Below are 25,042 nucleotides of genomic sequence, written 5' to 3' on the forward strand. Positions count from 1 at the left end.
TTTTTAGAAGTTAGATCCTGCTCTAATCATGGCGCATCTAAAGCCAATAGTAGAGGTTGCAGAATCTTCAAACAAGAACCTTCTTGTTCCAGGAGATAGCCAGTAAGCTACATCAGCCCATGATCCTCCTTTATATACTCTTAATCTCTTCATTGGTGGGTTGTCTGCATTAAATGCTTTTTGTAGACCGGAAGTTTTTACCCACTCTGCTTCCTCATAAGGTGCTTCTCTACCAATAAATGAATAATCTGCATCGTATCCCGTTTCAGAGTCAAGAATCGCATCTCGTCTGGCCGGGTTCAAATCATCCATATCCTGAAATGAAAGCGGTCGGTATACATCTTGTACCCACTCATTTACATTTCCAGCCATGTTGTAAAGTCCAAAATCGTTTGGAGGATAATCATAGATGTATGTGGTGATCATTGCACCGTCATTCAGCTTTCCTGCGATACCAGCATAGTCACCATTTCCTCTTTTAAAGTTTGCAAGGAAGTAACCCATACTCTTTCCATACGGATTTCTAAGTGCATGACCATCCCAAGGATATAGCCTTCTGTGTGTCTGATTTTCATCCAGCCACTGCGTTCCGATCAACGCTTGTGCAGCATATTCCCACTCTGCTTCTGTTGGAAGCCTGTAGCCAGGAAGTACCACACCTGATGAAAGCCCTGGAGCGGATCCGGCAGAAGCGCCAAGATCTCCACCTTCAGCACCAGCGAATGCATCTTCACCGGAAACAACATCTTCAAAGTAACCAGCGTCTTCGGCCAGTTTAAGGTTTACCACTGTGGTTCTCCACTTGCAGTAGTTTACAGCTTGTCTCCAGTTTACCCCTACTACCGGGAAGTAGCGGAAGCCCGGATATCTGTAATAGGTATTAACGTAAGGATCGTTAAATGCTAAATCTTTTGCCCAGACAGTTGTATCAGGAAGGTTATTTCTCCAATAATACTCGTCTGAGTCTTGCTTGATGTAGAATTCATACTCCAACCAATGGATGTTTGCGACTTCAGTTTCATCCATGTAGAATGAAGCAACAGTCACAGCTCTCTCAAGGTTATCGTGAGCATAAACAACATCTTCTTCAAAGGAACCTAGAACAGTTCTACCCCCTTCGATAAAAATTAGGTTTGGCCCATCGGGCTGACCCGAAAAATCATTTACTGTAAAACCACCTTCTTCATTGAACTCCAGGCCGGTGGCGGAACTTGCATAACCCGGATTTTCTGCGGATGGTGCGCCTCCATTTCCTCCAATGAAGTTACAGGCACCTAAAAAAACTACAGCTAAAGCAAAGTAACCAGTGCTTTTTACTGCTCTCACATAATTTTTCATAACACCGTTTGAATTTGTCTTGAAACGTTTCAACGTACTAATAAACACAAATATTTCAAAAAAGCCATCCTAACATGGCGGATTTTAGATTAAACCTATTGATCTAATGCTTTTACTATATGATTTATTGTCTTTTATACAAAATATCAGGCAGTAGCCAGTGGACTATGCATTTGATCAATTACCACTCTTGCATTTTCAATAGATCCTACATTTTCTATACTGATCAAAAGCTTGTTTTTTACCTCTTTCATTTTGCTGTCATGCGGGTTGGACTTGATGAAGTTTAGCACATTGCCGAAACGGGAAGACTGGAAATACTCCTGCGGTTTTTTATCCGAAATGTAGCAGCGCATTTTGTTCCCTCTAATGGTCACTTTTTCAAAACCGATCTCCATGGCCTTCCATCGGAGCTTGACGGTTTCGATTAGGTTGACTACCCCGGATGGCAGTGGGCCAAATCGATCTTTGATCATTTTCACAAAATCCCCCAGCTCATTTTCTGATTTCAAATCGTCTAGTTGGGTGTACAGCCCAAGACGCTCGGAGATGTTGCTTACATAGCTATCTGGGATTAGTGCTTCAAAATCTGTTTCGATGTTGCAATCCTCCACCATCTTATCAAGCATCTCTTTGTTTTTGAGCAAGTCATTTTCAAAAAGCTCCTTGTATTCTCCCTCCTTCAGCTCCTGAATGGCCTCATCTAATATTTTATGATACATGTCGAACCCAATATCATTGATAAACCCGCTCTGCTCAGCACCTAGCAGATTGCCAGCCCCGCGGATATCCAAATCTCGCATGGCCACTTTGAAGCCATCACCCAAATCGGAAAATTCTTCCAGGGTGTTGAGTCGCTTTCGGGCATCACTGGTAAGAACAGAGGCTGGTGGCGTGAGCATGAAGCAATAGGCCTTGGTATTGGACCGCCCTACCCTTCCGCGCATTTGGTGCAAGTCGGATAACCCGAACATATGTGCATTGTTAATGATAATGGTGTTCGCATTCGGAATGTCCAATCCACTCTCTATAATGTTTGTGGAAACCAGCACGTCAAATTCACCTTCAATAAACTTGAGCATGACTTTTTCGAGCTGCGAACCTTCCATTTGACCATGGGCAATCCCGATTCGGGAGTCTGGCACCAGCTTATAGATCATATTTCCTACCTGCTCAATGTCGCTCACCCGGTTGTGAACCATGAAAACCTGACCTCCCCTTCTGAGCTCATGGCTCACAGCATCACGAATCACCTCTTCATTATACTCATGGAGTTCGGTGGTTACGGGTCTTCTGTTTGGCGGAGGAGTGGAAATAATGGACAAATCCCGCGCTCCCATTAAAGAGAAATGTAGCGTTCTTGGAATTGGGGTGGCAGTAAGTGTTAGTGCGTCAACATTTACCCGCATATCCTTCAATCGCTCTTTTACCTTCACCCCAAACTTTTGTTCCTCATCGATGATCATAAGACCAAGATCCTTGAACTTAATATCCTTGTTTACAATGCGATGCGTTCCGATTAGGATATCTATTTTTCCTTCTTTCAGCTTTTTCTTTATCTCGGTGATTTGCTTAGATGTCTTGAATCGGTTGATGTAGTCGATAGTAACAGGCATATTTTCCAACCTGGAGGCGAACGTTCGGTGGTGCTGCATCGCCAAGATGGTGGTTGGCACTAAAACAGCCACCTGCTTACCAGAATTTACTGCCTTGAAGGCTGCCCGAATAGCAATCTCTGTTTTTCCAAACCCCACATCCCCGCATACCAGCCGATCCATCGGGTGCTCCTGCTCCATGTCTGCTTTAACATCTGCAGTGGCAAGTGACTGATCCGGAGTGTCCTGATACATAAAGGATGATTCCAACTCTGCCTGCAGGTAATCATCCGGAGGAAAGGCAAATCCATGGGCTGCTTTCCTTTTAGCGTACAGGTCAATCAGGTCTTTGGCTATGTCCTTTACCTTCTTTTTTACCTTTTTCTTCTTGTTTTCCCAATCAGGAGATCCGAGCTTATTGATGGTTGGCGGTTCACCCTCCTTCCCGGAATATTTGGAAATCTTATGAAGCGAGTGAAGACTGACATAGAGCAAATCATCGTCCCGGTAAACCAGCCTTAGTGCTTCCTGTTTGTTTCCGCCCACATCAACTGAGTCAAGACCGGCGAATCTACCCACGCCGTAATCAATGTGAGTAACAAAATCACCGGGCTGAAGCGTCTTCAGCTCTTTCAGCGTCAGCGCCTTGCTTTTCGTGAATTTCTCCTTGCCTTTGTATCGGTGGAACCTATCAAAGATCTGGTGATCGGTGTACACGCACAATTCTTCATGGTCATCAATGAAACCTTCTCTTAATGAGGCGATGATTCCTTCAAATTTCAGTTCGGGATCAACTTCTTCGAAGATGGTTTCCAATCGCTCAATTTGCTTGAAGGATTCTGCTGCAATGAATTTCTGATAATTACTCTGCTGCAATTCCCTCAGGTTGTCTGCCAGCAGGCTGAAGTTTTTGTGGAATGAGGGCTGTGGGCGGGTGGCCAATGTTAGCTCCTCATCGGGTGCGAGATAGAATCTTTTTCCAAACTCTACTTTCGTAAACCTTTCCAGCGATTGGGTAAATGACTTTTGCGTCTCGAAAAGCTGCTCCGGTGAAGTAATGAGCTTGGAATCCCCGCTCATCTCCCGGATTTTTTGAAATTGCTCCTCAACCTTGTGATAGGACTTATCAATAATATCCAATGACTGCTGATAATCCTTCATCCAGACCACTGTTTCTTTCGGGATGTAATCAAGAAAGGACTGTCGCTCCTCGCTCACCAGCTTCGTCTGTACATTCGGAATGAGTGAGATGTGATCCAGTTCTTTGGTTGATAGCTGGGTCTCCGGATCAAACTCCCGGATGGTTTCAATCTCATCCCCAAAAAGCTCCAAGCGGTATGGTTGATCGTGTGCATAGGAGAAAACATCAATGATGCCTCCGCGTACTGAGAACTGTCCCGGCTCATACACAAAATCTGTTTTCTCAAAATCGTAAGTGACCAGAAGCTCAGAAAGAAACTCCATGTCCAGCTGCTCCCCAGGTTTGGCGGTGAATGTGTTGGAGACCAGGGAGCGCTTGTTGATTACTTTTTCAGAAAGTGCCTCCGGAAAAGTGATGATCACGAGATTTTCACGATCGTTGAGGTCATTTAGCACTTCAGCCCGAAGGAGAATGTTTGCATTTTCAATCTCTTCATATTGATAAGGCTTCTTGTAGGAAGAGGGAAACGAGACATACTCATTTTCAAGAAAGTTTGACAGGTCATTCAGAAAATAGGACGCCTCTTCTAAATCATGAAGTACTACCAGGTGTACTCCGCCCATGGATTTGAAGGTGGATGCCAGCAGCAACGCATCATAACTGCCCGATATTCCCTTGAGTCTAAGAAGCTTTTTGCTTTGAAGACTCTCCAGAATGGCTTTCACATTCGTGCTTTCCTGATATTTCTTTAAAAGCTCTTTCGTATTCAAACCCTCGAATCAATTTTAAGATGGCAAAAGTAACTTTTATACTACATGCACAGGTAGATTTTGGTTTAACCAGCCCGTGAAGAAATTGTGTTGATGGATTATTTGTTGCCATTCATCTAATAAATGAACTATTTCAAGATGTGATTGCAACATTTCGAGAGCTCGAAGGGTTAATTATCACAAGAGTTTCATAATAAAATAAACGATAAGCGTTTATACAAAGACTTTCTTTTAGGTTAGGTTGGTGATTAGGCGTGTACCGTATTCCGGTCACGCCTTCTCTTTTTTTACCAATTCTTAATTTCCCTTTCCGTTCCAATTCATGGATTCAAGTGTACTTTTATCACATGAAGAAATTTTCCCTACTCCTGTTAATATTTCTCATATCATTTCAATCTTTTGGCTGGGGAGCCCTTGGTCATCGGATTGTGGGGCTGATTGCCGAACGGCACCTGACCAAAAAGGCCCGGAAAAATATTGAGCTTGTACTCGGAACGGAAACGCTGGCCGAAGTGAGTAATTACATGGATTTTATCAAATCGGACAGGACGTACAACCACATGTCTCCCTGGCACTATGCGACCATTCCCGATGGCAAGACTTATGAGCAGGCAGGCACACCGGAAGAGGGTGATGTGATCATGACCATTCAGCGATTGATGCAGGAGCTGGAATCAAAAGCCTTTACCGATGAAGATGAAGCTTTCGCACTAAAATGCCTGGTACATCTAATTGGGGATATTCACCAGCCGTTGCACGTAGGGAACGGGGAAGATAAAGGCGGGAATGATGTGAAACTTGAATATTTCTGGCAAGGCTCCAACCTTCACAGGGTCTGGGATAGCGAAATGATCGATGGTCAGCAGTACAGCTACACGGAATATGCGGACTGGATTGACCATGCGACAGATGAGCAGCTACAAAACTGGTCTTCTTTGAATGTGTTGGACTGGGCTTATGAGTCGATGGAGCGTAGGAATCAATGCTATGCAACCATGACGGAGGACAAAAAGCTTAGCTACCGTTACAGCTACGACAATATTGAATTGGTAAATCAGCGCTTGTTACAAGCAGGCATTCGACTCGCCAATGTCCTTAACAAAATCTATGGTTAGAGTATCGTTAGCCTGAGCTTGTTGGCAGCATGCTCCAAATCTACCAAGGCCTCAATAGCCAGCACGGTCTCCATGGGTACTTTTAAGATTTGAGCGGCATGATTAACCTGCTCTCTCTCGTCTTCAGCATAGTCACCGTCTGCACTTGACATTCTGATTGCATCGTAGATGAGCAGCTTATTGAAGTTTGCAAATGATTTTGCGTTGAATTCATAAAAAATTTCTTCCAGATCACCCTCTTCAAAATCGTACTCTTCCCACTCGGCGATTGTCTCTTCATCTACACCCACAGCCTGGGCGCATTCGATGGTGAGCCATTCCAGTTCCGGATCGGAGACTTCTCCGTCAGATCCGGCAATAGTCAAAAGAGCAAAACCGTATTCCTTCCAGGATGATTGAGGAACCATGGTGATACCATAAAAAACGGGGGAGATTTTAAAGATGTCTGTATTCATGAGATTAGGCGATATTTTATGATTTGATCAAACCAAATTAATTTGTTTTCTTCTGAAAATGAACAACTTCACCACCTCAATTTAGTTTTGCAAAAAAATACCAGCAAGAATGTTTTCTGATAGGGACAAGCAGCATATCGCAGAAAAGAATATATCTCCCGGGGAGGTTGCATTACAGCTTGATCGGTTTAGGTCGGGCTTTCCCCATGCCAATATAGCTGAGCCGGCCACACTTACTAATGGTATCAGAAAACTAACCCCGCAGGAAGTCGCACAATTCGGCGATAGCTATGAAGCTGCGAATGTTTCAGTTATGAAGTTTGTGCCCGCATCTGGAGCTGCCACCCGCATGTTCAAAAACCTGTTTGCTTTTCTGGAAGAGTTTGATGGCACACAGGAAAGTCTGGATGCCATATCGAGGGAGGAGAAGCGGATCGGTAAGTTCTTTGCCGATCTGGATGAATTCGCATTTCATGGGGAGTTGGAGGAGGTAGTGAAGAAGACCTACAACATCACCTTAAAGGAAGCGAAAAAACAGAATAAACATAACCTGATAGTTGAAGCACTTTTGGCAGAGTCAGGGCTACAGTACGGGGCACTGCCAAAAGGCCTCTTGAGTTTTCATAAATATCAGGATCATGTGAGAACAGCAGCGCAGGAGCATTTGGCTGAAGGAATTTCCTATGCAGAGAAGAATGGCGAGGTGAGCATTCACTTCACCGTGTCTCCATCCCATCTGGAAAAATTTAAGGGACATATTTCTGCTTCAATAAAAGCGCTCGACTCCAACATTACGATCCAAGTAGATTATAGCACCCAAAAAGCGAGTACGGACACTATTGCTTCTACCACTGCTTTCGAGCCATTTCGTGACGAGCAAGGTAACCTGCTATTCCGACCGGCAGGGCACGGTGCACTTTTGGAAAACCTCAATGCTCTATCAGCAGATCTGATTTTTATCAATAACATTGACAATGTGGTGCCGGACTCGCTGAGGCAGGAAACCATAAGGTACAAAAAAGCACTGGCCGGAATACTGCTGGAATATCAGGAAAAAACTTTTGACTTGCTCCGAAGAAATGAAGAGGGAGAAGATATTCAAAGCGAGGCTGCCACTCTTCTCCGACAAATGGGGATCAGGGATTTTGATGAAGGCGAAATCATTGGTCTTCTGAATAGGCCCATACGTGTTTGCGGCATGGTGAAAAATGAAGGCGAGCCAGGGGGAGGCCCTTTTTGGGTCAGGGGTGAAAGGGGACTTTCGCTTCAGATTGTGGAATCTGCCCAGGTGGATAAGGCCAATCCTATCCAGCTAAAGGTTTTTAAAAGTGGAACTCACTTCAATCCGGTAGATCTTGTGTGTGGAACAAAGAATTATAAAGGACAAAAATTCGATCTGCTAAAATTTCGGGATAATGACGCTGGTTTTATCTCGGAGAAATCCTACAATGGCCAAACCCTGCTGGCGATGGAACTGCCCGGCCTTTGGAACGGAAGCATGGCTGACTGGAATACCATTTTTGTGGAAGTGCCACTAATCACTTTTAATCCTGTAAAAACGGTGACGGATTTACTTAAACCTACCCATCGCCAAGTGTTTCTTTGAGTTTGCTGTCGATTAGGTTGTAGTCAAAGGGTTTTTTAAAGAGGAAATCCACCTTTTTCGAGCTTATTGCAGCGTTGATCTGATCATTGTAATCATACCCAGTCAGCAGGAAGCACGGCACATCTACAATATCTGGCTTTACCCGGTCGATCAATTGCAAACCGTCCATTTCTGCCATTTTGAGATCACTGATGATAGCATCAATGGTTTCTTTGTTTTCCTCGATTCTCTTCAGGGCATCTTCTCCAGACTCTGCCGTGAGCACATTGTATTCGGCTTCAAACCTTTTTTCAAGTACAAAAAGATTAATCAGCTCATCGTCCACAAATAAAATCGTCTTCTTCATGGCGTGTTAAATGTGATTAGAAATTTGGTTCCTTTTCCTACTTTGGAGGTGACCTCTATATTTCCACTATGCTGTTCAATGATACCGTAAGTAATAGACAGTCCCAAACCTGTGCCTTTCCCTACCGGCTTGGTGGTGAAGAACGGGTCACTGATTTTCTTTAAGTTTTCCTTGCTAATGCCCACCCCATCATCGGAAATTTCTACTTCGATCCTACCCTTTCGTCGCTGCGATTTCACGGTGATGGTGCCGTCACGGTTGATAGCCTGCTCAGCATTTGAGATGATGTTCAAAAATGCCTGGTGAAGTTTACCTTCATTTCCGGTCACGATTAATTCCTCTGCTGCAAGTTCTTTGACCACCACTCCTTTGTATTTCAGCTTTGGCTGCAGCATCACCAGGCTGTTGTTCAAAATCTGGTTGATGTCGCATTGTTCATTCATGGATTCCGAGTTTCTGCTGAAGTGATTCAAACTGTTTACAATCACAGTGGCCCGCTTCAGTCCTTCTTTGATCACATGAAGGCTTGGTGCTGCTTCAAATTTTAATTCCTTTTCCTCTTTCAGCCCATCTTCCAGTATTTCCACACCCCCTTTGATGAAATTGAGAGGGTTGTTGATTTCGTGTGCCACCCCGGCAGAAAGCATCCCCAGAGAAGCCATTTTTTCTGACTGGACCAGCTTGTGCGTGGTTTCCTGCAGTTGCCTCATGGAATCCCCAAGCTTGATATTTTTAACCACCAGGGCATTTCTAAAAAGGAAGGTGTAAATGGAGACGATCGCAAATACGAATATCATACATGCAAAGCCATGCACAACAGCCAGGGTATCCGGCAAAAGATTTTGTGTATATCCAAGAGTGGTCAGAAAAAACATTACAACCAGAGAGATGCTGGACAAAACCATGAATATATATCTGTCATAGATGGGGCGATAGAAGAAGGCAAGCAGAGGAGGAATTACAAATTCTGCTATCCCAGAAGAAAGAATCCCGCCCGTATAAAAAATCTGATTGAAAAAGGCCGCCAAAGCTGTGATAATGGAGAGGCGGAAAAGTAGAACCAGGCTTACCGAGAAAAACGAGAGGATACCATAAAGTATAAAAAGCCCAAGCGCACCAAAAGTGGGAACATAAATCCTGGGTATGTCGGCCTGATAGTAAAAGATGCCAAAGGCCGCTGAGGACACATAAGCGGAAATCATCAGAAAAAGATAGAACCCTTGTTCCTTCTTCAAATAGCGAGGCACGTGCACGGGCGGTGATTTATTGGTTCAACAGGATATTAAGCAGCTTTGGCCCCCTTCACGGCATCCTCCAGCATAGTATAGATTTCGTTGATCTCTGCCGTAGGTTCAGACTGGGCAGATTTAAACTGAAAGAGGGTTAGCTCTTCTTTTGATATCAACTGGACCGTAATCGTGATCTGGTGCTCTTCTACGGAATCATTGGCTGCAGTGGTGTATTGACCCACAAACCTTGAATTTATCCGGATAGCAGAGATCATTTTTAATGACTGATCTTCCTGATAATAGGTGCCAACGATGGCCGTGAAGGTATTGGTATTGAGATCGATTGTGATGCTAGACTTTTTTGTGAAATAAATCCGCCTGATCATGATCGCTCCCAGCACACCGCCGATTAGGATGATGCCGTAGATGACGCCAGCAGAAAATACAGGGAGGGACAAAAACAGGGTAACGAACAGCAGCACCACGGCCCCCATGATGCTGGACCGATGTTTAATAGTGACTTTGCCGTCTTTGGATTTAAAGGAATAGCCGTTCTCTTCCAGAAGGTGCAATGCTCCTTTGCTTAGATTGGGTGATTTCATGATTCAAGTTGTTTGATAAAGCCCTAAGACTCACCAGAATAGACATTAATATTACGTGAATTTTTCTAGGATTCCATCCTAATTCGATGAATGAATTTCAATGTTGGGTGGAAAGAGTGGACTAACTATTTCGATCTAAGCATTTGATGCCAAGTTGTTGCATGTGGTTAGCAAGCTTTTCATAAACTCCCTGTTTGGAGTTTTGCCGGAACAAAAAATACTGTCGACCCTCAGAAGTAATCAAATAAACATATACCACATTGTAAGGAGCTGAAACCGACTTTACCGCAGCGTTTTGCCAGACATCTTTCATTCTCGACGATGAAAGCCAAAAGCATGTGAGAAGATCGTATTTTTTTGCAATACCAAGTCTAATAAAAAGGACACTTAAATATGGCTTAATGATTTTTTTCTTTGTATTAATTACAGTCCCAAAACGGGAAGTTGATAAGAAAGCACCACTAATCAAAAACCAAACGGAGTAATTGGAATATTCACTTTCCTGACTCATGGAACTAAAAAGTATCAATACACCACCCAGCATGATGAACGGAATGGGAAAAAAATCACCCCGAATAACGTGCTTTTCTTTACTTTTCATTCACCAACTCCAAGTCAATGGTTCTACGGTCTATATCGGTTTTAGCGATCAAAACTTTCAGCTTGTCTCCGAGTGTGATGATACGCTTGTTGTGACGGCCAATCACGCGCATCTGCTTCTCATCAAATTCATAAAAGTCGTCATCCAGATCGCTCATTCGGATCATGCCTTCACATTTTGTTTCGATGATCTCCACAAATATCCCCCACTCAGTAACGCCTGAAACAATCCCCTCAAACTCCTGACCGAGCATGGTCTCCATGAACTCAACCTGCTTGTACTTGATGGAGGCACGCTCTGCATCTGCAGCTCGCTTTTCTCGTTCGGAGGAGTGCATGCAGAGTGGCTCGTATTCTTCATTGCCCACATTTTTGCCTCCCTGCAGGTAATGCTCGAGGAGGCGATGCACCATCACATCCGGGTATCGCCGAATGGGTGAGGTAAAGTGCGTGTAATGGTCAAATGCCAAACCAAAGTGTCCCCTTGGGTCTGTGGTGTATTTGGCTTTGGCCATGGATCGGATGGCCAGAGATTCCAGCACATTTTGTTCTGGCTTCCCCACAATTTCATCCATCAATTTATTCAACCCCCCGGAGAGATTCTTACCAAAGTCGATTTTGTGGCCAAACTTTGCAGCGAAGGAGGCAAACGTGTTCAGCTTTTCTGGATCGGGATCATCATGCACCCGATAGACGAATGTTTTACTGCCTTCTTCTTTCCCTTTTTCCTTCCATTTGTATATGTGTGTCGCTACCTCTCTATTGGCCAAAAGCATAAACTCTTCGATCATCTTGTGGGCGTCTTTTCGCTCTTTCGGGATGACCTCAAGTGGCTTCCCATCTTCGTCTAAGCGGAATTTTACTTCTACAGTTTCAAAATTTACCGCCCCTTGCTGGAATCGTTTCTTTCTCAGCTGCTTGGCAATGTTGTTCAGCTTCACAATCTCCTTTGTGAAATCGCTATCCAGCCCTTCGATTCGCTCTTGTGCTTCTTCATAGGTGAATCGGCGATCCGATTTGATGATGGTGCGCCCAAACCACTTTTTGGAAACTGCGCCTTTTTCATCCATTTCAAATACAGCAGAGAAGGTCAGCTTTTCTTCATTGGGTCTCAGCGAGCAAAGTCCGTTAGAAAGTCTCTCGGGAAGCATCGGGATGGTGCGATCCACCAGGTACACGGAAGTTGCCCGATCGATGGCCTCTTTATCAAGTTCGGAACCCTCCTCTACATAATGAGAAACATCCGCGATGTGCACACCGATTTCGTATTTCCCCTTTTCTATTTCCTGAATGGACAATGCATCGTCAAAATCCTTCGCATCAAATGGATCTATGGTGAAAGTGGTGATGTCGCGAAAATCCCTTCGCTTTTTGATTTCATCATCCGTAATAAGGTCCGGGATTTCATCAGCGGCCTTTTCCATCTTTTTAGTAAAGCGGAACGGCAAACCAAACTCCGCCATGATGGAGTGAATTTCCGCTTCATTTTCACCGGCCTGACCGAGCACTTCTGTTACTGTGCCCAGCGGACTTCTGTTTTTCTTGTCGTGCCACTTGTCAATTTTCACCATCACCTTGTCATTCGGTTTGGCTTTCCCGATTTTCTCAGGATAGACCATGATGTCAAAATGGATGTTTCGGCTATCCGGGACTACAAAGGCGAATTTTGGGGAGATTTCGATTTTCCCTACAAATTCATCACGATTTCGCTTGAGGATATTTACCACTTTTCCCTCGGGACGATAGCCTCTTCCGGCTGGCTTGGTCACCAATACACTTACCAGATCGCCGTGAATGGCAAAGTTTAGGTCATCTGTTTTCACCCAGATGTCATCCTCCGGTTCAGGAGTGACCACATACGCAAAATTTGGATTGACGTGATCAACCGTGCCCTGAATGTATTCGCTTTCAGCGTTGCTGACAAAGCGTCCATCACTGAGCCTTCTTATTTTCTCTTTGCTCTCCAGGCTGAATAGCTGGGTTTTCAGGAAGTCTTTTGATTTTTTGTCGCGAAGCTGAAGTTTGCGGATTAGCTCTCTGTAGCCGTAGGATTTTCCATCATTTAAGGTGAAAATTTCGTGGAGCTTACTTTTAATTGCTTTTACGTGATTGGGTTCTTGATTTTTTGATCTAGTTCCTAATTTCTTTTTTCGTTTTTTACTCATTGTTTGTTTTTCGACCGTGCGGTCATTTTACGATGTTTATCTGATCTGGATCGATCAGAGGTAAATTATTGAGGCGGAGGTAGAGCTGTGCCGTGGCGATCACGTCTTTTTGGCAATATTCCTCAATTTTCTTTAACCCATCTTTTTCTTCATAATACGTTTTTGTCACCATTGAGCCATCCAAGTCTTTTTTGCTGGATGGGATCTCAAAGATGTTGGTAAGCAAATCGAGCGAAGTGAAGCTTTTCCAATCGCCAAACTTCCATAGCTCCATCGTGTCGATGTGATTTACTTCCCAGGGTTTCTTCCCGGTCATATTTAGTGACCAGGGGATTTTGATGTCATTGATCAGCATTCGTCTGCACAAGTATGGAAAATCAAATTCTTTTCCATTGTGTGCGCAGAGTTTCAGGTTGTCCTGATCAAATTTTGATTCTATAAAATTTTTAAAGTCTGATAATAGTTCTTTTTCGTTATCTGAGGCGAAGGTTTTGACACGCAATGCAGGCTTACCTTTTAGCTCGTGATAAAATGCCACCCCGATGACAATGATCTTCCCGAACTCGGCATAGATGGCTGCCCTGTCCGAATAAAGCTCTTCGGGGGTTTTTTCATCTGGATTACGAATAAATCCGGCTTTTCGTTCCCAGTGCTTCTTCATGGCCGGGGAAAGTCCTTCCACATTCTCATTTCCTGAGACGGTTTCAATATCTACGATGAGGAAGTCTTGAAAGTGCAAACTTCGTTTGTTTTTATCCTTTGATGAATGCCAGTCAACAAATCAAGAGAATTGTAGGATTATGATTTCAGCATAATCTGGCATTCAATCATGCAAGATACCTTTCATTTCCAATTCTTCAATGAAGGTGAGGTTTTCTTCAATGATAGAATCTGGCACAAAGATGAATTTTTTGTCGTACACCTGCCCGTCTATGAAATAGCTGACCCAATATTCATTATTGAGGTGAAAAACAGATTCATCAATCGGCTCGATGAGGGCATATTCCCCGGGATCAATGAAGGGGATCATGTGTCGCAACGTGGAGGTTTCTTGCTTCTCGGTTTCTGTTTCTCCATAACCACGAGAAGTGACCATCACATTGTCCAGCTTGTTTTTCGTCCGGTTGATCAGATAAACCCTCCAGCCTTCCGGGTCTTTGCAAATGACTACATGGACGTCCTTTACCGGAGAAAAATTTATGTCTTTTCTCATGGTTGCAAATTTGTGGTTTCGGCACAAAAAATGCTTACCACCTTTCCTTATTCTTTTAGCATGGTTTAGTTTGCCGCATCATTGAAATGAATCACTCAGTACCAAAACATCGGTTGTTTCCATTTGTCTGGCCCTGGCGGGGAGCAGACAATGAAGCGATTTCAGCTACTCAGCTTTTTAAAGGAAAATCGTTTTCAATTCTTTATCTAATTGTCATTTGGTCAATTATTGGCATTTTGGGGTTTGCATCTACACGCAACTGTGAGGGTACCTGGCAACAGGCCATGCAATGTGATTATGCATTTTGGGTAAAAAACTTAACCGAAAACCCACTCATATTTGTGCGTAACCTGTTTACCACGCTTTTCCTTCACAATGGGTTTGATCACATTCTTTTTGTTTCCATCCTTGGAATTTTATTGATCGTGCAATCCCATGAGGCGATTTTTGGCCCGGTAAAGACTGCCTTGTTGTTTCTTTCAGCATATGTGACCGTAGCGCCATTTTTTGGTGCTTTCTACACCATTGGGCTGGAGATGTTCCCCGATAGCCGGTTTATGCAGTTTGCTTTTGAACGGAACTGGATGGGGGGGTCGATTGGGATGTTTCAGGTGTATGGGGCGCTGGCCACACAAAGCAGAAAACCGTGGGTGATGCTGATCATCCCAGTAATTTTTGAGATTTTCAATCTTTCGGTTTTGGGAATTGATCTCCACATTTCTTTGATGCACCTGATGGCCACATTTCTTGGCTATGGAATCTCCTATGGGTTCATCAAGCGGTAGTTACTTTTTCAAAACATCTCCATTTCAAAAACTTCTGCCAGGTGTCCTTTGAGCTTTTCTTCCACTTCTTTTATATCCATCTCTCTACCCAGCTCTTTTTGCAATGAGGTGACAGCCTTGTCCTGAATGCCGCAAGGCACGATGTAGTTGAAGTACTCCAGGTTGGTGTTTACATTGAAAGCGAAACCATGCATGGTCACCCACCGGCTGCTTTTTACACCCAAGGCACAGATTTTTCTGGCTTTTTTTTCATCCTCGCCATCCAGCCATACACCTGTGAGTCCGTCCACCCTTCCAGACTCAATTCCATAATCTTTGAGTGTCAAGATTACTGCCTCCTCAAGAAACCGGAGATATTTATGGATGTCCGTGAAAAAGTGATCCAGGTCCAGGATGGGATAGCCAACGATCTGGCCTGGCCCGTGATAAGTGATATCCCCTCCTCGGTTGATTTTGTAAAAAGTGGCTTCTTTTTCTTTCAGGAATGCTTCGTTTGCGAGGAGGTGGTTTTCATCCCCGCTTTTGCCAAGCGTGTAGACATGGGGATGTTCGCAGAAAATCAGATAATTCTTGGTTTCTACCTGATCGGCCTCAGGAAGCTTGCGATTAGCAATTTTCTGATCAACAGTTTCTTTGAAAAGTCTCTCCTGAAAATCCCAGGCCTCCTGATAGTCTTTCAGGCCAAGATGAATGAATTGCGTTTTTTTGTTCACAGCTACAATTCTATGTAGGTCTCCAACAACTCCAACTCAACTTCTGGTTCAATGGTGTATTTCTTCATACTGGCAGGAACCAGAAGCACCTCTCCAAATACGATGCTTTCCCCGGCTATTTTTCCCGATCCACCTACGCCAATGTAGATTTTGAAACAATCCAACCCGGAGCGGTTGATTTGCTTGTTCTGATCCAGAATCAGTTTGTTTGTAGAAAAGTAAGGTGAAGAGACAATGCTATTCGCTTGATTTGGGGTTTTTTCGTAGACACTTTTTACCTGCTCCGGCTTTGAAAAGTCGATAGCATCGAGTGCAAGCTCTGTGTGCAGCTCTCTTTTGTTACCGTGTTTATCCACCCGGTCAAAATCATAAATGCGATAAGTAAAATCAGAGGTTTGTTGAATTTCTGCAAGCAATAGCCCCTTGCCGATCGTATGAACACGACCGGCAGGTAGATAAAAAACATCACCAACCTCAACATTTACCCGATTTAAGATGTCTTTCAGGGTTCCATCATTGAGGTGTCCAAGGTATTCTTCTCTATTCGTGTCTTTTGAGAAGCCGTTGATTAAAGTAGATCCCGGGTCACTTTGAAGGATGTACCACATTTCGGTTTTCCCAAATCCATTGTGACGCTTTTTAGCCAGCTCATCATTGGGATGTACCTGAATGGAAAGGTCTTTTGCCGCGTCAATGAACTTGATCAAAAGCGGAAATTCATTTCCGAACCTTTTGTACACAGCTTTTCCAACCAGTGCTTCTTTTTCGCTTGCGACCAAATCACTAAGTAGTTTTCCGGCAAGAGCTCCATTGGCTACCTCAGAAACATTACCTTCCACACCGGACAGCTCCCAGGTTTCGCCACAGTTGTCCAGTTCACCAAAATCCTTCCCCAGGATGGTCTTAATTTTCTGTCCTCCCCAAAGTTTTTCTTTGAAGATCGGATTGAATTTTAATGGATATAATTGTGACATAGAATCAAAAAAATGGCCATGCGGCCCCTACACATGGATCGCAAAACTAAAGGTATTCAAGGTGAAGCAATAGCAAAACGCCACTACGAAAATGCAGGGTGTGAAATTTTGGAAACGAACTATCGGTATAAAAGAGCTGAGATAGACCTGATTGCACTCCAGAGTGAAGACCTTTTGATCTTTGTGGAGGTGAAAAATCGAAGCAGAAAGGATTTTGGAGAAGCTGAGTCCTTTGTATCTGATGCTCAGCAAAGCCGGATTAAGGAAGCCGCAGAAGACTACATCTTTGGAATCAACTGGCAGAAGGATATCCGGTTCGATATTGCTTGTGTGGATCCGGAGGGAAATATCGAGGTGTTTGAAGATGCATTTTAGCAATCGCTTTTGGCTTTTGGCTTTTGACCCTTAGTCTTGCATGGTGAAAAACAAACATATCAACCTGGCCATTTTTGCTTCCGGTAGTGGAACCAATGCAGAGAATATTGCAAAGTATTTCGAGGAACGCGAAACCGTTCAAGTAAAGGAAATATTTTCAAACAAGAAAGATGCGGGTGTTCATTCTAGGGCTGAAAAGCTTGGTATTCCTTCATCGACTTTTAGCAAAGAACAATTTCAGGATTCGTCTTTCATCAAGCGACTGGAAGACATTGATTATATCATACTAGCTGGTTTTCTCTGGTTGGTGCCGCCCTATTTGATCAAAGCATTTCCCAATAGGATCATTAATATTCACCCCGCATTGCTTCCGAAATTTGGAGGCAAAGGCATGTATGGTGACAAAGTTCATACTGCGGTCATTGAGAAGAGGGAAAAGGAATCAGGCATCACCATTCACCTGGTGAATGAAGAATATGATAAGGGGGAAATCCTCTTTCAGGCTACATGTAAGGTGGATGAAAAGGACACGCCCGACTCCCTTGCAAAAAAAATCCATGCATTGGAATACGAGCATTTCCCCCGAGTAATTGAGGAGTATATCCATCGTCACACTAAATAAAACCATCTGTGATGGTACCTTTGCGCCCTTGAAATAAACCACTCCTTTACCATGTCTAAAAAGAAAATCCAATCCGCTCTCATTTCTGTATTTCACAAGGAGGGACTAAGTCCCATTATTCACAGTCTCGATAAACTGGGGGTGACTATCTATTCTACTGGAGGTACGGAAAAATTTATCAGGGAAGAGGGGGTTGATGTGGTTCCTGTTGAAAACCTCACCGATTACCCGTCTATTTTTGGTGGCCGGGTAAAAACGCTACATCCTAAGGTTTTTGGTGGCATTCTTCATCGCAGAGAAAATGATTCCGATTTAGCAGAAGCAAAGAAATTCGAGATTCCTCCGATTGATTTGGTTGTAGTGGACCTGTATCCTTTTGAAGAAACCGTAGCAAGCGGGGCGGGAGAAGATGATATCATTGAAAAAATTGATATTGGTGGAATTGCGCTGATCCGTGCAGGAGCGAAAAACTACAAGGATGTGGTGATGGTGAGTTCGATGGAATATTATCAGGATCTACAGGATATTCTGGACAATCAAAATGGAGAAACAACAGAGGAGGAACGCAAACTCTTTGCAGCGAAAGCATTCGCCACCTCCAGTCATTATGACTCAGCGATCTTCAACTGGATGAACAGTGAAAAGCAAGTTCCTGCTTTTCGTGTGTCCTCTGCACCAGGCCGAACACTTCGATACGGTGAAAACCCTCACCAAAAAGGCTATTTCTATGGAGACTTTGAAGCATATTTTGAGCAAATTCATGGAAAGGAAATTTCCTACAACAATCTGGTAGATATTGAAGCGGCGGTTCAGCTGATGGCGGAGTTTCCAGATGAAATAGCGTTTGGCATTTTGAAGCACAACAATGCCTGTGGAATTGCGACAGGAAAGACGGTGAAGGAAGCTTATGAACGAGCCTTCGCGGCGGACACGGTTTCTGCTTTCGGCGGTGTTTTGATTACCAATCAGGAAGTGGACAAAGCGGCTGCAGAGGAAATGAGCAGTCTGTTTTTCGAGATATTGATTGCTCCAACATTTGCAGTGGACGCATTGGAAGTACTGGAGCAGAAGAAAAACCGAATCCTCCTTATCCAGAAAAAACCGTGGCACCAAACCACCCAATATAAGAGCCTGCTAAATGGCACGATCGTTCAGGATTATGACCTAAAGTCAGAAACGAAAGATGATCTGGAGGTGAAGACCAAAAAAGCACCAACGACTGACGAAGTGGAGGATTTGATTTTTGCGTCCAAGGTCTGTAAGCAGTCCAAGTCCAACACGATTGTGCTGGCAAAAGGAGGACAGATGCTAGCGAGTGGTGTAGGTCAAACTTCCCGTGTAGATGCATTGAATCAGGCGATTGAGAAGGCGACCAAGTTTGGGTTTGACCTGAATGGTGCGGTGATGGCGTCTGATGCATTCTTCCCATTCCCGGATTGCGTGGAGATTGCCCACAAAGCGGGGATTACAGCGGTAATTCAGCCGGGAGGTTCTATCAAAGATCAGGATTCTGTTGATTACTGCGATGCACATGGCTTAGCTATGGTGATGACTGGGACGAGGCATTTTAAGCACTAGTTAGAGACAGAATCAACTCAACTCCCCCTTTGAGGGGCGTTTGGGGGATGTTACACCCCTATAGTCCCCTCAAGGGGACATTTGCCTCGGGCAGGTTAAGAAGTCAACTTCATCAACAACTCCACTAACTCACCTTTCTTCATTCCCTCAAAATGTTTCTTCCGCTCGGAATCATTCATATCTTGCAATTTTTTTGCAAAATCCTGCCCAAGGATTTCCGCAGCGTGATTTTCAGGCGCACCAAAAATCTCGATCTCATCAACTGCCGAGTTCATGATCTCTCTGCCTTTCAGCTTGGCGGACTCCACAGGTTTGTAGTTGGAGCTCGAATCGCGCAAGGCCCAGCTGCTGTAGTCGATCTTTAAACTGTCTACCTGTTTGGCTCGCGGGTCATTCTCACCAAAAATTCGTTGTATGACAGCAATGGCGCTTGTCTTCCACGCTTCGAGATCAAAGTTCTCTTCGTCCAGCTTGCTGATCTGCTTTTTCAGGAGTTTGATGTATTGGGATTTCATAGAATAGTAGCAAGTAATAAGTTGTAAGTCTCAAGTTAATGAATTGTCCATTATTCGTTTTCTGGTTTGCATTCGCTATTCTTCAAGGTTTTTGATCTTTTCCCCCTTCACCGGGGAATAGTCACTTTTCAACGCGCCATCAACCTCAATTTTTTCAAAGTATGCTTTACCGCCTGTTGCCTTATTAAAGTCTTCAATGTTTTGAAGGTGAAAATGTAAATGTGGTTCGGATGAATTCCCTGAATTCCCACAGAGCCCAAGTAGGTCACCTTGCTTTACATAATCACCCTGCTTCACTGCGATAGAGTTTTGTTTAAAATGAGCAAAAAAGAAAAACTCATCTTTTTCAGTTTTGATAATGACGGTATTTCCAGGAACGTAGGTTGGATTCAACTCTCCGGGTTTATTATCCTTTATTCCATCCACCACCAAAACTATCTCACCATCACACGGAGCTATAAGTTCCTGGCCAAAGGCGTAATAGTCTTCGTTGGATGCCCCATTCCCACTGAACGACCTGCCTTTCTTGTCTGTGATTATGAGATCAAATGCGCCTTTCTGAGACGTAAAGTCAACATGGTAGTTTTGTTCTCTGGAATCACCTCCCCAAAAGACGGTCCATTCACCTTTAAACGGCAGGATTAGCGGAGTAGAGTTCCTTTCAATGATTGGAAAAGACTCATCCACGTATGGCTTCATGAGCAACCCATTGACTTCTCCTATCTCGTTTACTGAAAGATTTATGGCGAGTATTCCTTTTTTGAATGATGCTTTATAAATAGCGACAGAGCCACTTGCGTATTTTACAAATAAGCATTCTTCCATTTCGCCCATTTGACCCCTCAGCATAGTGAAAAAACCTGTAGACTTCTCCAAAGGCAGTGCTGATTTCATTTCCTGAGAATACAATTCGAAGATTTCATCGTACTTGGATGAATTATATAGACTTTGAATTTTATAAGAAGCTACTTTATAAGTATCCTTTTCACTCTGACCAAAGACAATTGAAGGAAGTAAAATGATTAAGATAAGAGCTATTTTCATTTCAGGGTTTTCTGTTTTCAAGTTAATGACATTTCCAGACGGATCATATCTCCGGCCTGTTTTCCATTTTCATAAATCGGCTCATCATAATTGTCGATGAAGAAATTTGTAATTCGACCGGCTGTTGTAAAACCCAATTTCTGATAAAGCCTCAATTGATTCTCGCTTGTATCCGCTGTGCCGATCAAAAGCTTACGGACTTTTGAATTCTTCGAGAACTGAATGGCATGATTGATAAGCATCGATCCAATCCCTCTTCCCTGATATTTCTCATCAACGGCGACATTCATAATTTCTGCCTCATCATCTTCAAGCTTCAGTGCCAGAACTCCAAGCACCTCATCTTTGTCTTTGACCAGAAATATTTTGGATTTGTGAAGGTATCGATTGATCACCTTTTCTGAGGGGTCTGCCAGGAGGAGAAGTTCAATTGGAGCTTCTTCATTTTGGGTAATCGACTTGATTGTGATTTTCATGAAATCCTTCCCCAGTTCACGGCATTCTTGCTAAATGAATCAATGTGTGTTTTGATCATTCGATGATCAGGCAACTCGAGCTTAGGGTCTTTTTTCAAAATATCCTGAGCAGCAATTCTAGCAGTTTTCAAAATCTCCCCATCTTTTACTAAATCCGAAACTAACAGATCCAGCGCGCCACTTTGCCGGGTGCCCATCAGATCTCCCGGCCCTCTGAGTGCCAGGTCCACTTCGGCGATTTTGAAACCGTCTGTTGTGTCTACCATCGTTTTCAGGCGGGTGCGTGCCTCGGTGCTCAGTTTCAGCCCTGTCATCAGTACGCAAAAGCTCTGATCGGCACCCCGACCTACACGTCCCCTCAGCTGGTGTAGTTGGGAAAGACCGAATCGCTCTGCATTTTCTATTACCATAATCGTGGCGTTTGGCACGTTTACTCCCACCTCGATTACTGTTGTGGCTACCATGATCTTTGTCTCACCCTTCACAAAACGCTGCATCTCCCACTCTTTATCTTCGGCTTTCATCCGGCCATGAACGATGGAAATTTGATAGTTGGGATATCGCCGCTTAATGCTCTCATACCCGTCCATCAGGTCTTTGTAGTCGAGGGTAGCGGATTCTTCAATGAGCGGGTAAACGATGTAAGCCTGACGACCTTTTTCGATTTCCTTTTCCACAAACCCAAACATCTCCAGACGCTTATTGTCGCGGTAGTGCATGGTTTTGATTGGTTTCCTTCCGGCTGGCAGCTCATCAATCACCGAAATGTCCAGATCGCCATAGAGCGTCATGGCCAGCGTTCTCGGAATAGGCGTGGCAGTCATCACCAGCACGTGTGGGTAGGTTTCTTTGGTCTTGGTCCAAAGCTTAGCGCGCTGTGCTACACCAAACCGATGCTGCTCATCAATCACTGCTAAACCCAGATTTTCAAATTTTACCTTATCCTCCAGCAAGGCATGCGTCCCGACAAGAATGGTGATCACACCGGACATGAGCCCCTCATGAATCAGCTTTCGTTCAGAGGTCGGGGTTGAGCCTGTCAGCCGGGCCATGTGAATGCCCAATGGTTTGGTCCATTCCTGCAATCCTTTGAAATGCTGCTCAGCCAAAATTTCTGTAGGCGCCATGAATGCACACTGAAACCCTGAACCAATTGCGATGAGTATGGAAAGAAATGCCACCATGGTTTTACCACTCCCCACGTCTCCTTGTACCAATCGGTTCATCTGCTGGCCGGAGCGGAAGTCGGCGTAGACCTCTTTGACCACCCGTTTTTGCGCACGGGTCAGTTCGAAGGGAATGTGCCTCTCGTAAAATTGATTGAGGAGGTCGCTCTTGTTGATGATGGATCCCCGGTATTTTTCGGTTCGGGCGATTTTTAGTTTGATCAGTCTGAGCTGGACAAAGAATAGCTCTTCAAACTTCATTCGGTTTTGGGCAATCGAAAGTTGTTGGGCATTGCGTGGAAAGTGCATCGAAACTATCGCGGATTTCTTGTCTACGAGTTTGAACTGATCGAGGAGGTTTTGAGGAAGTGTTTCGGGAATATGATTGACCGCTTCCACAAGCAGCACTTTCATAGCTTTTGAGAAGAACTTGCTGTCCAGCCCCTTCTTCTTCATTTTTTCGGTAGTGTTGTAAACTGGTTGGAGATAGCCCCCTTTTGTGTTTTTCTCCGTCTGAATTTCTATTTCAGGGTGGGCAATATTGAATTTTCCATTGAATAATGTGGCCTTGCCGAAGGCTACATATTTTACCCCGATGGTGAGGCTCCTTTGCACCCACTGAATACCTTTGAACCAAACCATTTCGATGGTTCCTGTCTCATCGGCGAAGGTGCCGACCAGTCTGGCTTTTCTTCCAATTCCAATGGTTTTGAATGCCTTGAACTCGCCAATTAACTGCACGTAAGGGAGCTCAGGCTGTAGTTCTTTGATCTTATAAAATTTGCTTCGGTCTTCATGTCGAAAGGGGTAGTGCTGAAGCAGGTCTCCGAAGGTGAAAATCTGCAATTCTTTGTTGAGGGTTTCGGCACGCTGTGGGCCTACTCCTTTCAGGTATTCGATGGATCGATCAAAGAATTGATGCATGAAGCTAAGATACATGCATGCAACAAAAAAGGGAGCTATCTAGGCTCCCTTCTCAACACTCCGCAGGTTATGTTTTTAGTATAAATAATCTAAAGCTGTTTTGTCATCGTTGTTGAACGGACGGTCACCTCCATCTGTGCAAGCCAGCATCCAGGATTTTGCCGAAGCAGTTGCACCAGTAGGTGTGCCAGGGATGTGGTTTGCACCAACTCCTGAACTGCCTTCATTGGATGCACTGCCTCCACAAGAGATGCTTCTGTTGAAGTAGTCAGTATGTCGGAAACCGATACAGTGACCCATTTCATGAGCAATAATAGTTGCAATTCCAGCAGTACTTAATCCATAAGAAGACTCAAGCACTCCACTCATTTTGATGTTGCCATAAGGATCACCAGATGAAGTTGGGAATCCTGCGGATCCCAATACCCCTCTTCGTTCGTCTCTTTTGCTTAGGCGTGTCATGGAAATGTCAGCTCCTCCGGAAGAAGTAACTCGTTGGAATGAAATCTCAAGATTCTCAGCGTTGTATCGCGCGATAGCAAGGTCAAGACCAGCGATCATACCAGCACTGTATCCATTTCTGCCTCCCACAGGGGCGTAAATAGAAATTACCCTGTTTCCATTGGTAGATACAAGATTGTCAGTGCTGTATTGCTCAACAGCGGCAATCGGGTTTCCTTTACCCATCTCAGCAATGGATTGGTCTGTCAGGTAGATATCTCCTTCTACCAAATAGCCACTTTCGAATCTTGTCGGCACGAAGTTGTCAACGTCAAATCCCAGTGCGGCAATTTGTGCTACTACATCGCTTGGTACAGACAGGTCATCTGCAATTGGTTCTTGCTGATCAGAGCAAGAAAACATGGTTACACTTACAATCAAAGCAAGTGACAATAGGTTATTAATTCTCCTCATAATATTAGGTTTTAAAGCGGGGTGTTTTTTTCTCACCGCGCAATATAATGCAATTAATCATAGATAAAATAACATGTATGCAAATTCGATTATATGTCTCGAATTTTGATGTATTTATTTATAATCCAGAAGAAAACGCCAAAAATTGAAAGTTATAAAGAATAATATTCTGATTTAATTCGTATTAGATGACGAAATATTGTTTGGAATTACTCTCTCCACTCCAAACTTGTGAGCAGGTGCAGTATGTCCTTTTTTAGGTAGGAAATGACAGGGGCTAGTGAATCGTTTTTAGTGGCTGTACGGAAGTATAAAGCCCCCCTTAAGAAATGATCGGTGCTGTCGGAAACATGGAACTGAGCCTGAGTTGGGACCTCACCCTGAAGTTCTGTAAAAGAAGCAAAAAGTCCGTTTGGCAATTCGATGATGCTCTCTTCAATAGCATAGGCTTTTACGTTGTGTTGGGAGGTGAGCTTATAGGAATCACTCAGGTATTCTCTGATGATGGAATCGGTGACGGGCTTATAAGTGATTTGGATGGCGGCCTCCATTTCCGGGTAGTAGATGTTGATCCAATATCGTTCGGTAATCCAGCTCGAATCCCGAAGAAGCTTTGCGTGCCTGGAGTATTCGAAGAAATAAGGAAGGGTATCTGGCAAAGGCTGATAAGAAGCTTCCGGCAAATCAATTCGGTTATATCCTTTTGGTTTAGGAAGGTAATCACCACCACAAGCGATGAATAAAAAAGCGAAGGAGATGAGTGCGTATTTCATAGGGTGC

General features: G+C 44.0%; 24 protein-coding genes. 6 read left to right on the forward strand and 18 right to left on the reverse strand.

The genetic code is table 11. The features are described from left to right. Window positions 1-3: 3 nt before the first annotated feature. On the reverse strand, window positions 4-1,338 hold the full coding sequence (gene gldJ / locus RLN88_RS05715; protein ID WP_350220416.1) for a gliding motility lipoprotein GldJ: 1,335 nt from the start codon (window positions 1,336-1,338) through the stop codon (window positions 4-6). Between the two features lie 146 nt (window positions 1,339-1,484). After that, window positions 1,485-4,844 carry a transcription-repair coupling factor gene (gene mfd, locus RLN88_RS05720; RefSeq protein ID WP_350220417.1) on the reverse strand — a complete coding sequence of 1,120 codons (3,360 nt, stop codon included), beginning with the start codon at window positions 4,842-4,844 and terminating at the stop codon, window positions 1,485-1,487. A gap of 347 nt (window positions 4,845-5,191) precedes the next feature. Between mfd and RLN88_RS05725 the strand changes: the two genes are divergently transcribed. Continuing rightward, the gene (locus tag RLN88_RS05725; RefSeq protein ID WP_350220418.1) at window positions 5,192-5,959 is read left to right on the forward strand and encodes a S1/P1 nuclease; all 768 of its coding nucleotides are present in this window, start codon (window positions 5,192-5,194) and stop codon (window positions 5,957-5,959) included. Here RLN88_RS05725 and RLN88_RS05730 read toward each other — a convergent pair. Further along, the gene (locus tag RLN88_RS05730; RefSeq protein WP_350220419.1) at window positions 5,956-6,414 is read right to left on the reverse strand and encodes a tellurite resistance TerB family protein; all 459 of its coding nucleotides are present in this window, start codon (window positions 6,412-6,414) and stop codon (window positions 5,956-5,958) included. The two genes, RLN88_RS05725 and RLN88_RS05730, sit on opposite strands and share 4 nt — an antisense overlap. Window positions 6,415-6,523: 109 nt before the next feature. Here RLN88_RS05730 and RLN88_RS05735 point away from each other — a divergent pair, with 109 nt between their 5' ends. Beyond that, window positions 6,524-8,020: a DUF4301 family protein gene (locus tag RLN88_RS05735; RefSeq protein WP_350220420.1), complete on the forward strand. Its 1,497-nt coding sequence runs from the start codon at window positions 6,524-6,526 to the stop codon at window positions 8,018-8,020. Here RLN88_RS05735 and RLN88_RS05740 read toward each other — a convergent pair. The 7 genes from RLN88_RS05740 to RLN88_RS05770 form a co-directional block, all read right to left on the reverse strand. Then, entirely contained in the window at window positions 7,995-8,366 is a 372-nt protein-coding gene (locus RLN88_RS05740; RefSeq protein ID WP_350220421.1) for a response regulator, read from the reverse strand. The two genes, RLN88_RS05735 and RLN88_RS05740, sit on opposite strands and share 26 nt — an antisense overlap. Continuing rightward, complete coding sequence (locus tag RLN88_RS05745) at window positions 8,363-9,568, reverse strand: sensor histidine kinase (protein WP_350220422.1); 1,206 nt, start codon at window positions 9,566-9,568, stop codon at window positions 8,363-8,365. The genes RLN88_RS05740 and RLN88_RS05745 overlap by 4 nt, the downstream gene beginning before the upstream one ends. A gap of 80 nt (window positions 9,569-9,648) precedes the next feature. Then, the gene (locus RLN88_RS05750) at window positions 9,649-10,197 is read right to left on the reverse strand and encodes a hypothetical protein (protein ID WP_350220423.1); all 549 of its coding nucleotides are present in this window, start codon (window positions 10,195-10,197) and stop codon (window positions 9,649-9,651) included. A 121-nt stretch (window positions 10,198-10,318) separates the two neighbouring features. Next, a complete protein-coding gene (locus RLN88_RS05755; protein ID WP_350220424.1) occupies window positions 10,319-10,798 on the reverse strand; it encodes a hypothetical protein in 480 nt (159 codons plus the stop codon). After that, the gene (gene rnr / locus RLN88_RS05760; protein ID WP_350220425.1) at window positions 10,788-12,962 is read right to left on the reverse strand and encodes a ribonuclease R; all 2,175 of its coding nucleotides are present in this window, start codon (window positions 12,960-12,962) and stop codon (window positions 10,788-10,790) included. Before rnr ends, RLN88_RS05755 begins: the two co-directional genes overlap by 11 nt. Window positions 12,963-12,984: 22 nt before the next feature. Beyond that, window positions 12,985-13,701: a 3'-5' exonuclease gene (locus tag RLN88_RS05765; RefSeq protein ID WP_350220426.1), complete on the reverse strand. Its 717-nt coding sequence runs from the start codon at window positions 13,699-13,701 to the stop codon at window positions 12,985-12,987. Window positions 13,702-13,785: 84 nt separating this feature from the next. Continuing rightward, window positions 13,786-14,175, reverse strand: coding sequence for a hypothetical protein (locus tag RLN88_RS05770; protein ID WP_350220427.1), 390 nt, complete (start codon window positions 14,173-14,175; stop codon window positions 13,786-13,788). Window positions 14,176-14,261: 86 nt separating this feature from the next. Here RLN88_RS05770 and RLN88_RS05775 point away from each other — a divergent pair, with 86 nt between their 5' ends. Next, window positions 14,262-14,960 (forward strand): hypothetical protein, encoded by a 699-nt coding sequence (locus RLN88_RS05775; RefSeq protein WP_350220428.1) that lies wholly within the window; start codon window positions 14,262-14,264, stop codon window positions 14,958-14,960. 8 nt (window positions 14,961-14,968) lie between these two features. Here RLN88_RS05775 and lipB read toward each other — a convergent pair whose 3' ends face one another. Together lipB and RLN88_RS05785 are read right to left on the reverse strand one after the other, a co-directional pair. Further along, on the reverse strand, window positions 14,969-15,673 hold the full coding sequence (gene lipB / locus RLN88_RS05780) for a lipoyl(octanoyl) transferase LipB (protein WP_350220429.1): 705 nt from the start codon (window positions 15,671-15,673) through the stop codon (window positions 14,969-14,971). Between the two features lie 2 nt (window positions 15,674-15,675). Beyond that, complete coding sequence (locus tag RLN88_RS05785) at window positions 15,676-16,647, reverse strand: type I phosphomannose isomerase catalytic subunit (protein WP_350220430.1); 972 nt, start codon at window positions 16,645-16,647, stop codon at window positions 15,676-15,678. An 18-nt stretch (window positions 16,648-16,665) separates the two neighbouring features. Here RLN88_RS05785 and RLN88_RS05790 point away from each other — a divergent pair, with 18 nt between their 5' ends. The 3 genes from RLN88_RS05790 to purH are packed head-to-tail and all read left to right on the forward strand — an operon-like array spanning window position 16,666 to window position 19,222. Continuing rightward, window positions 16,666-17,022: a YraN family protein gene (locus RLN88_RS05790; protein ID WP_350220431.1), complete on the forward strand. Its 357-nt coding sequence runs from the start codon at window positions 16,666-16,668 to the stop codon at window positions 17,020-17,022. A gap of 40 nt (window positions 17,023-17,062) precedes the next feature. Beyond that, window positions 17,063-17,644: a phosphoribosylglycinamide formyltransferase gene (gene purN / locus RLN88_RS05795; RefSeq protein ID WP_350220432.1), complete on the forward strand. Its 582-nt coding sequence runs from the start codon at window positions 17,063-17,065 to the stop codon at window positions 17,642-17,644. 51 nt (window positions 17,645-17,695) lie between these two features. Further along, on the forward strand, window positions 17,696-19,222 hold the full coding sequence (purH, locus tag RLN88_RS05800) for a bifunctional phosphoribosylaminoimidazolecarboxamide formyltransferase/IMP cyclohydrolase (protein ID WP_350220433.1): 1,527 nt from the start codon (window positions 17,696-17,698) through the stop codon (window positions 19,220-19,222). 95 nt (window positions 19,223-19,317) lie between these two features. Here purH and RLN88_RS05805 read toward each other — a convergent pair whose 3' ends face one another. From RLN88_RS05805 to gldD, 6 genes are all read right to left on the reverse strand, one after another. Continuing rightward, on the reverse strand, window positions 19,318-19,737 hold the full coding sequence (locus tag RLN88_RS05805; protein ID WP_350220434.1) for a hypothetical protein: 420 nt from the start codon (window positions 19,735-19,737) through the stop codon (window positions 19,318-19,320). A 75-nt stretch (window positions 19,738-19,812) separates the two neighbouring features. Beyond that, window positions 19,813-20,781 carry a peptidoglycan DD-metalloendopeptidase family protein gene (locus RLN88_RS05810; RefSeq protein WP_350220435.1) on the reverse strand — a complete coding sequence of 323 codons (969 nt, stop codon included), beginning with the start codon at window positions 20,779-20,781 and terminating at the stop codon, window positions 19,813-19,815. A 17-nt stretch (window positions 20,782-20,798) separates the two neighbouring features. Then, the gene (locus RLN88_RS05815) at window positions 20,799-21,257 is read right to left on the reverse strand and encodes a GNAT family N-acetyltransferase (protein ID WP_350220436.1); all 459 of its coding nucleotides are present in this window, start codon (window positions 21,255-21,257) and stop codon (window positions 20,799-20,801) included. Then, entirely contained in the window at window positions 21,254-23,347 is a 2,094-nt protein-coding gene (gene recG, locus RLN88_RS05820; RefSeq protein ID WP_350220437.1) for an ATP-dependent DNA helicase RecG, read from the reverse strand. Before recG ends, RLN88_RS05815 begins: the two co-directional genes overlap by 4 nt. Window positions 23,348-23,422: 75 nt before the next feature. Continuing rightward, the gene (locus RLN88_RS05825; RefSeq protein WP_350220438.1) at window positions 23,423-24,262 is read right to left on the reverse strand and encodes a M57 family metalloprotease; all 840 of its coding nucleotides are present in this window, start codon (window positions 24,260-24,262) and stop codon (window positions 23,423-23,425) included. A 209-nt stretch (window positions 24,263-24,471) separates the two neighbouring features. Continuing rightward, window positions 24,472-25,035: a gliding motility lipoprotein GldD gene (gldD, locus tag RLN88_RS05830; RefSeq protein ID WP_350220439.1), complete on the reverse strand. Its 564-nt coding sequence runs from the start codon at window positions 25,033-25,035 to the stop codon at window positions 24,472-24,474. Window positions 25,036-25,042 lie beyond the last annotated feature (7 nt).

This window comes from Ekhidna sp., assembly GCF_040223195.1.
In the GTDB taxonomy this organism is placed as follows: Bacteria; Bacteroidota; Bacteroidia; order Cytophagales; family Cyclobacteriaceae; genus Ekhidna.

Bases quoted from the DNA above. Each gene is read 5' to 3' on its own strand.
- gldJ (WP_350220416.1), bottom strand. From the start codon at position 1,338: ATGAAAAATTATGTGAGAGCAGTAAAAAGCACTGGTTACTTTGCTTTA.
- RLN88_RS05725 (WP_350220418.1), top strand. From the start codon at position 5,192: ATGAAGAAATTTTCCCTACTCCTGTTAATATTTCTCATATCATTTCAA.
- RLN88_RS05730 (WP_350220419.1), bottom strand. From the start codon at position 6,414: ATGAATACAGACATCTTTAAAATCTCCCCCGTTTTTTATGGTATCACC.
- RLN88_RS05735 (WP_350220420.1), top strand. From the start codon at position 6,524: ATGTTTTCTGATAGGGACAAGCAGCATATCGCAGAAAAGAATATATCT.
- RLN88_RS05740 (WP_350220421.1), bottom strand. From the start codon at position 8,366: ATGAAGAAGACGATTTTATTTGTGGACGATGAGCTGATTAATCTTTTT.
- RLN88_RS05745 (WP_350220422.1), bottom strand. From the start codon at position 9,568: ATGATTTCCGCTTATGTGTCCTCAGCGGCCTTTGGCATCTTTTACTAT.
- RLN88_RS05750 (WP_350220423.1), bottom strand. From the start codon at position 10,197: ATGAAATCACCCAATCTAAGCAAAGGAGCATTGCACCTTCTGGAAGAG.
- RLN88_RS05755 (WP_350220424.1), bottom strand. From the start codon at position 10,798: ATGAAAAGTAAAGAAAAGCACGTTATTCGGGGTGATTTTTTTCCCATT.
- rnr (WP_350220425.1), bottom strand. From the start codon at position 12,962: ATGAGTAAAAAACGAAAAAAGAAATTAGGAACTAGATCAAAAAATCAA.
- RLN88_RS05770 (WP_350220427.1), bottom strand. From the start codon at position 14,175: ATGAGAAAAGACATAAATTTTTCTCCGGTAAAGGACGTCCATGTAGTC.
- RLN88_RS05775 (WP_350220428.1), top strand. From the start codon at position 14,262: ATGAATCACTCAGTACCAAAACATCGGTTGTTTCCATTTGTCTGGCCC.
- RLN88_RS05785 (WP_350220430.1), bottom strand. From the start codon at position 16,647: ATGTCACAATTATATCCATTAAAATTCAATCCGATCTTCAAAGAAAAA.
- RLN88_RS05790 (WP_350220431.1), top strand. From the start codon at position 16,666: ATGCGGCCCCTACACATGGATCGCAAAACTAAAGGTATTCAAGGTGAA.
- purN (WP_350220432.1), top strand. From the start codon at position 17,063: ATGGTGAAAAACAAACATATCAACCTGGCCATTTTTGCTTCCGGTAGT.
- purH (WP_350220433.1), top strand. From the start codon at position 17,696: ATGTCTAAAAAGAAAATCCAATCCGCTCTCATTTCTGTATTTCACAAG.
- RLN88_RS05805 (WP_350220434.1), bottom strand. From the start codon at position 19,737: ATGAAATCCCAATACATCAAACTCCTGAAAAAGCAGATCAGCAAGCTG.
- RLN88_RS05810 (WP_350220435.1), bottom strand. From the start codon at position 20,781: ATGAAAATAGCTCTTATCTTAATCATTTTACTTCCTTCAATTGTCTTT.
- RLN88_RS05815 (WP_350220436.1), bottom strand. From the start codon at position 21,257: ATGAAAATCACAATCAAGTCGATTACCCAAAATGAAGAAGCTCCAATT.
- recG (WP_350220437.1), bottom strand. From the start codon at position 23,347: ATGCATCAATTCTTTGATCGATCCATCGAATACCTGAAAGGAGTAGGC.
- RLN88_RS05825 (WP_350220438.1), bottom strand. From the start codon at position 24,262: ATGAGGAGAATTAATAACCTATTGTCACTTGCTTTGATTGTAAGTGTA.
- gldD (WP_350220439.1), bottom strand. From the start codon at position 25,035: ATGAAATACGCACTCATCTCCTTCGCTTTTTTATTCATCGCTTGTGGT.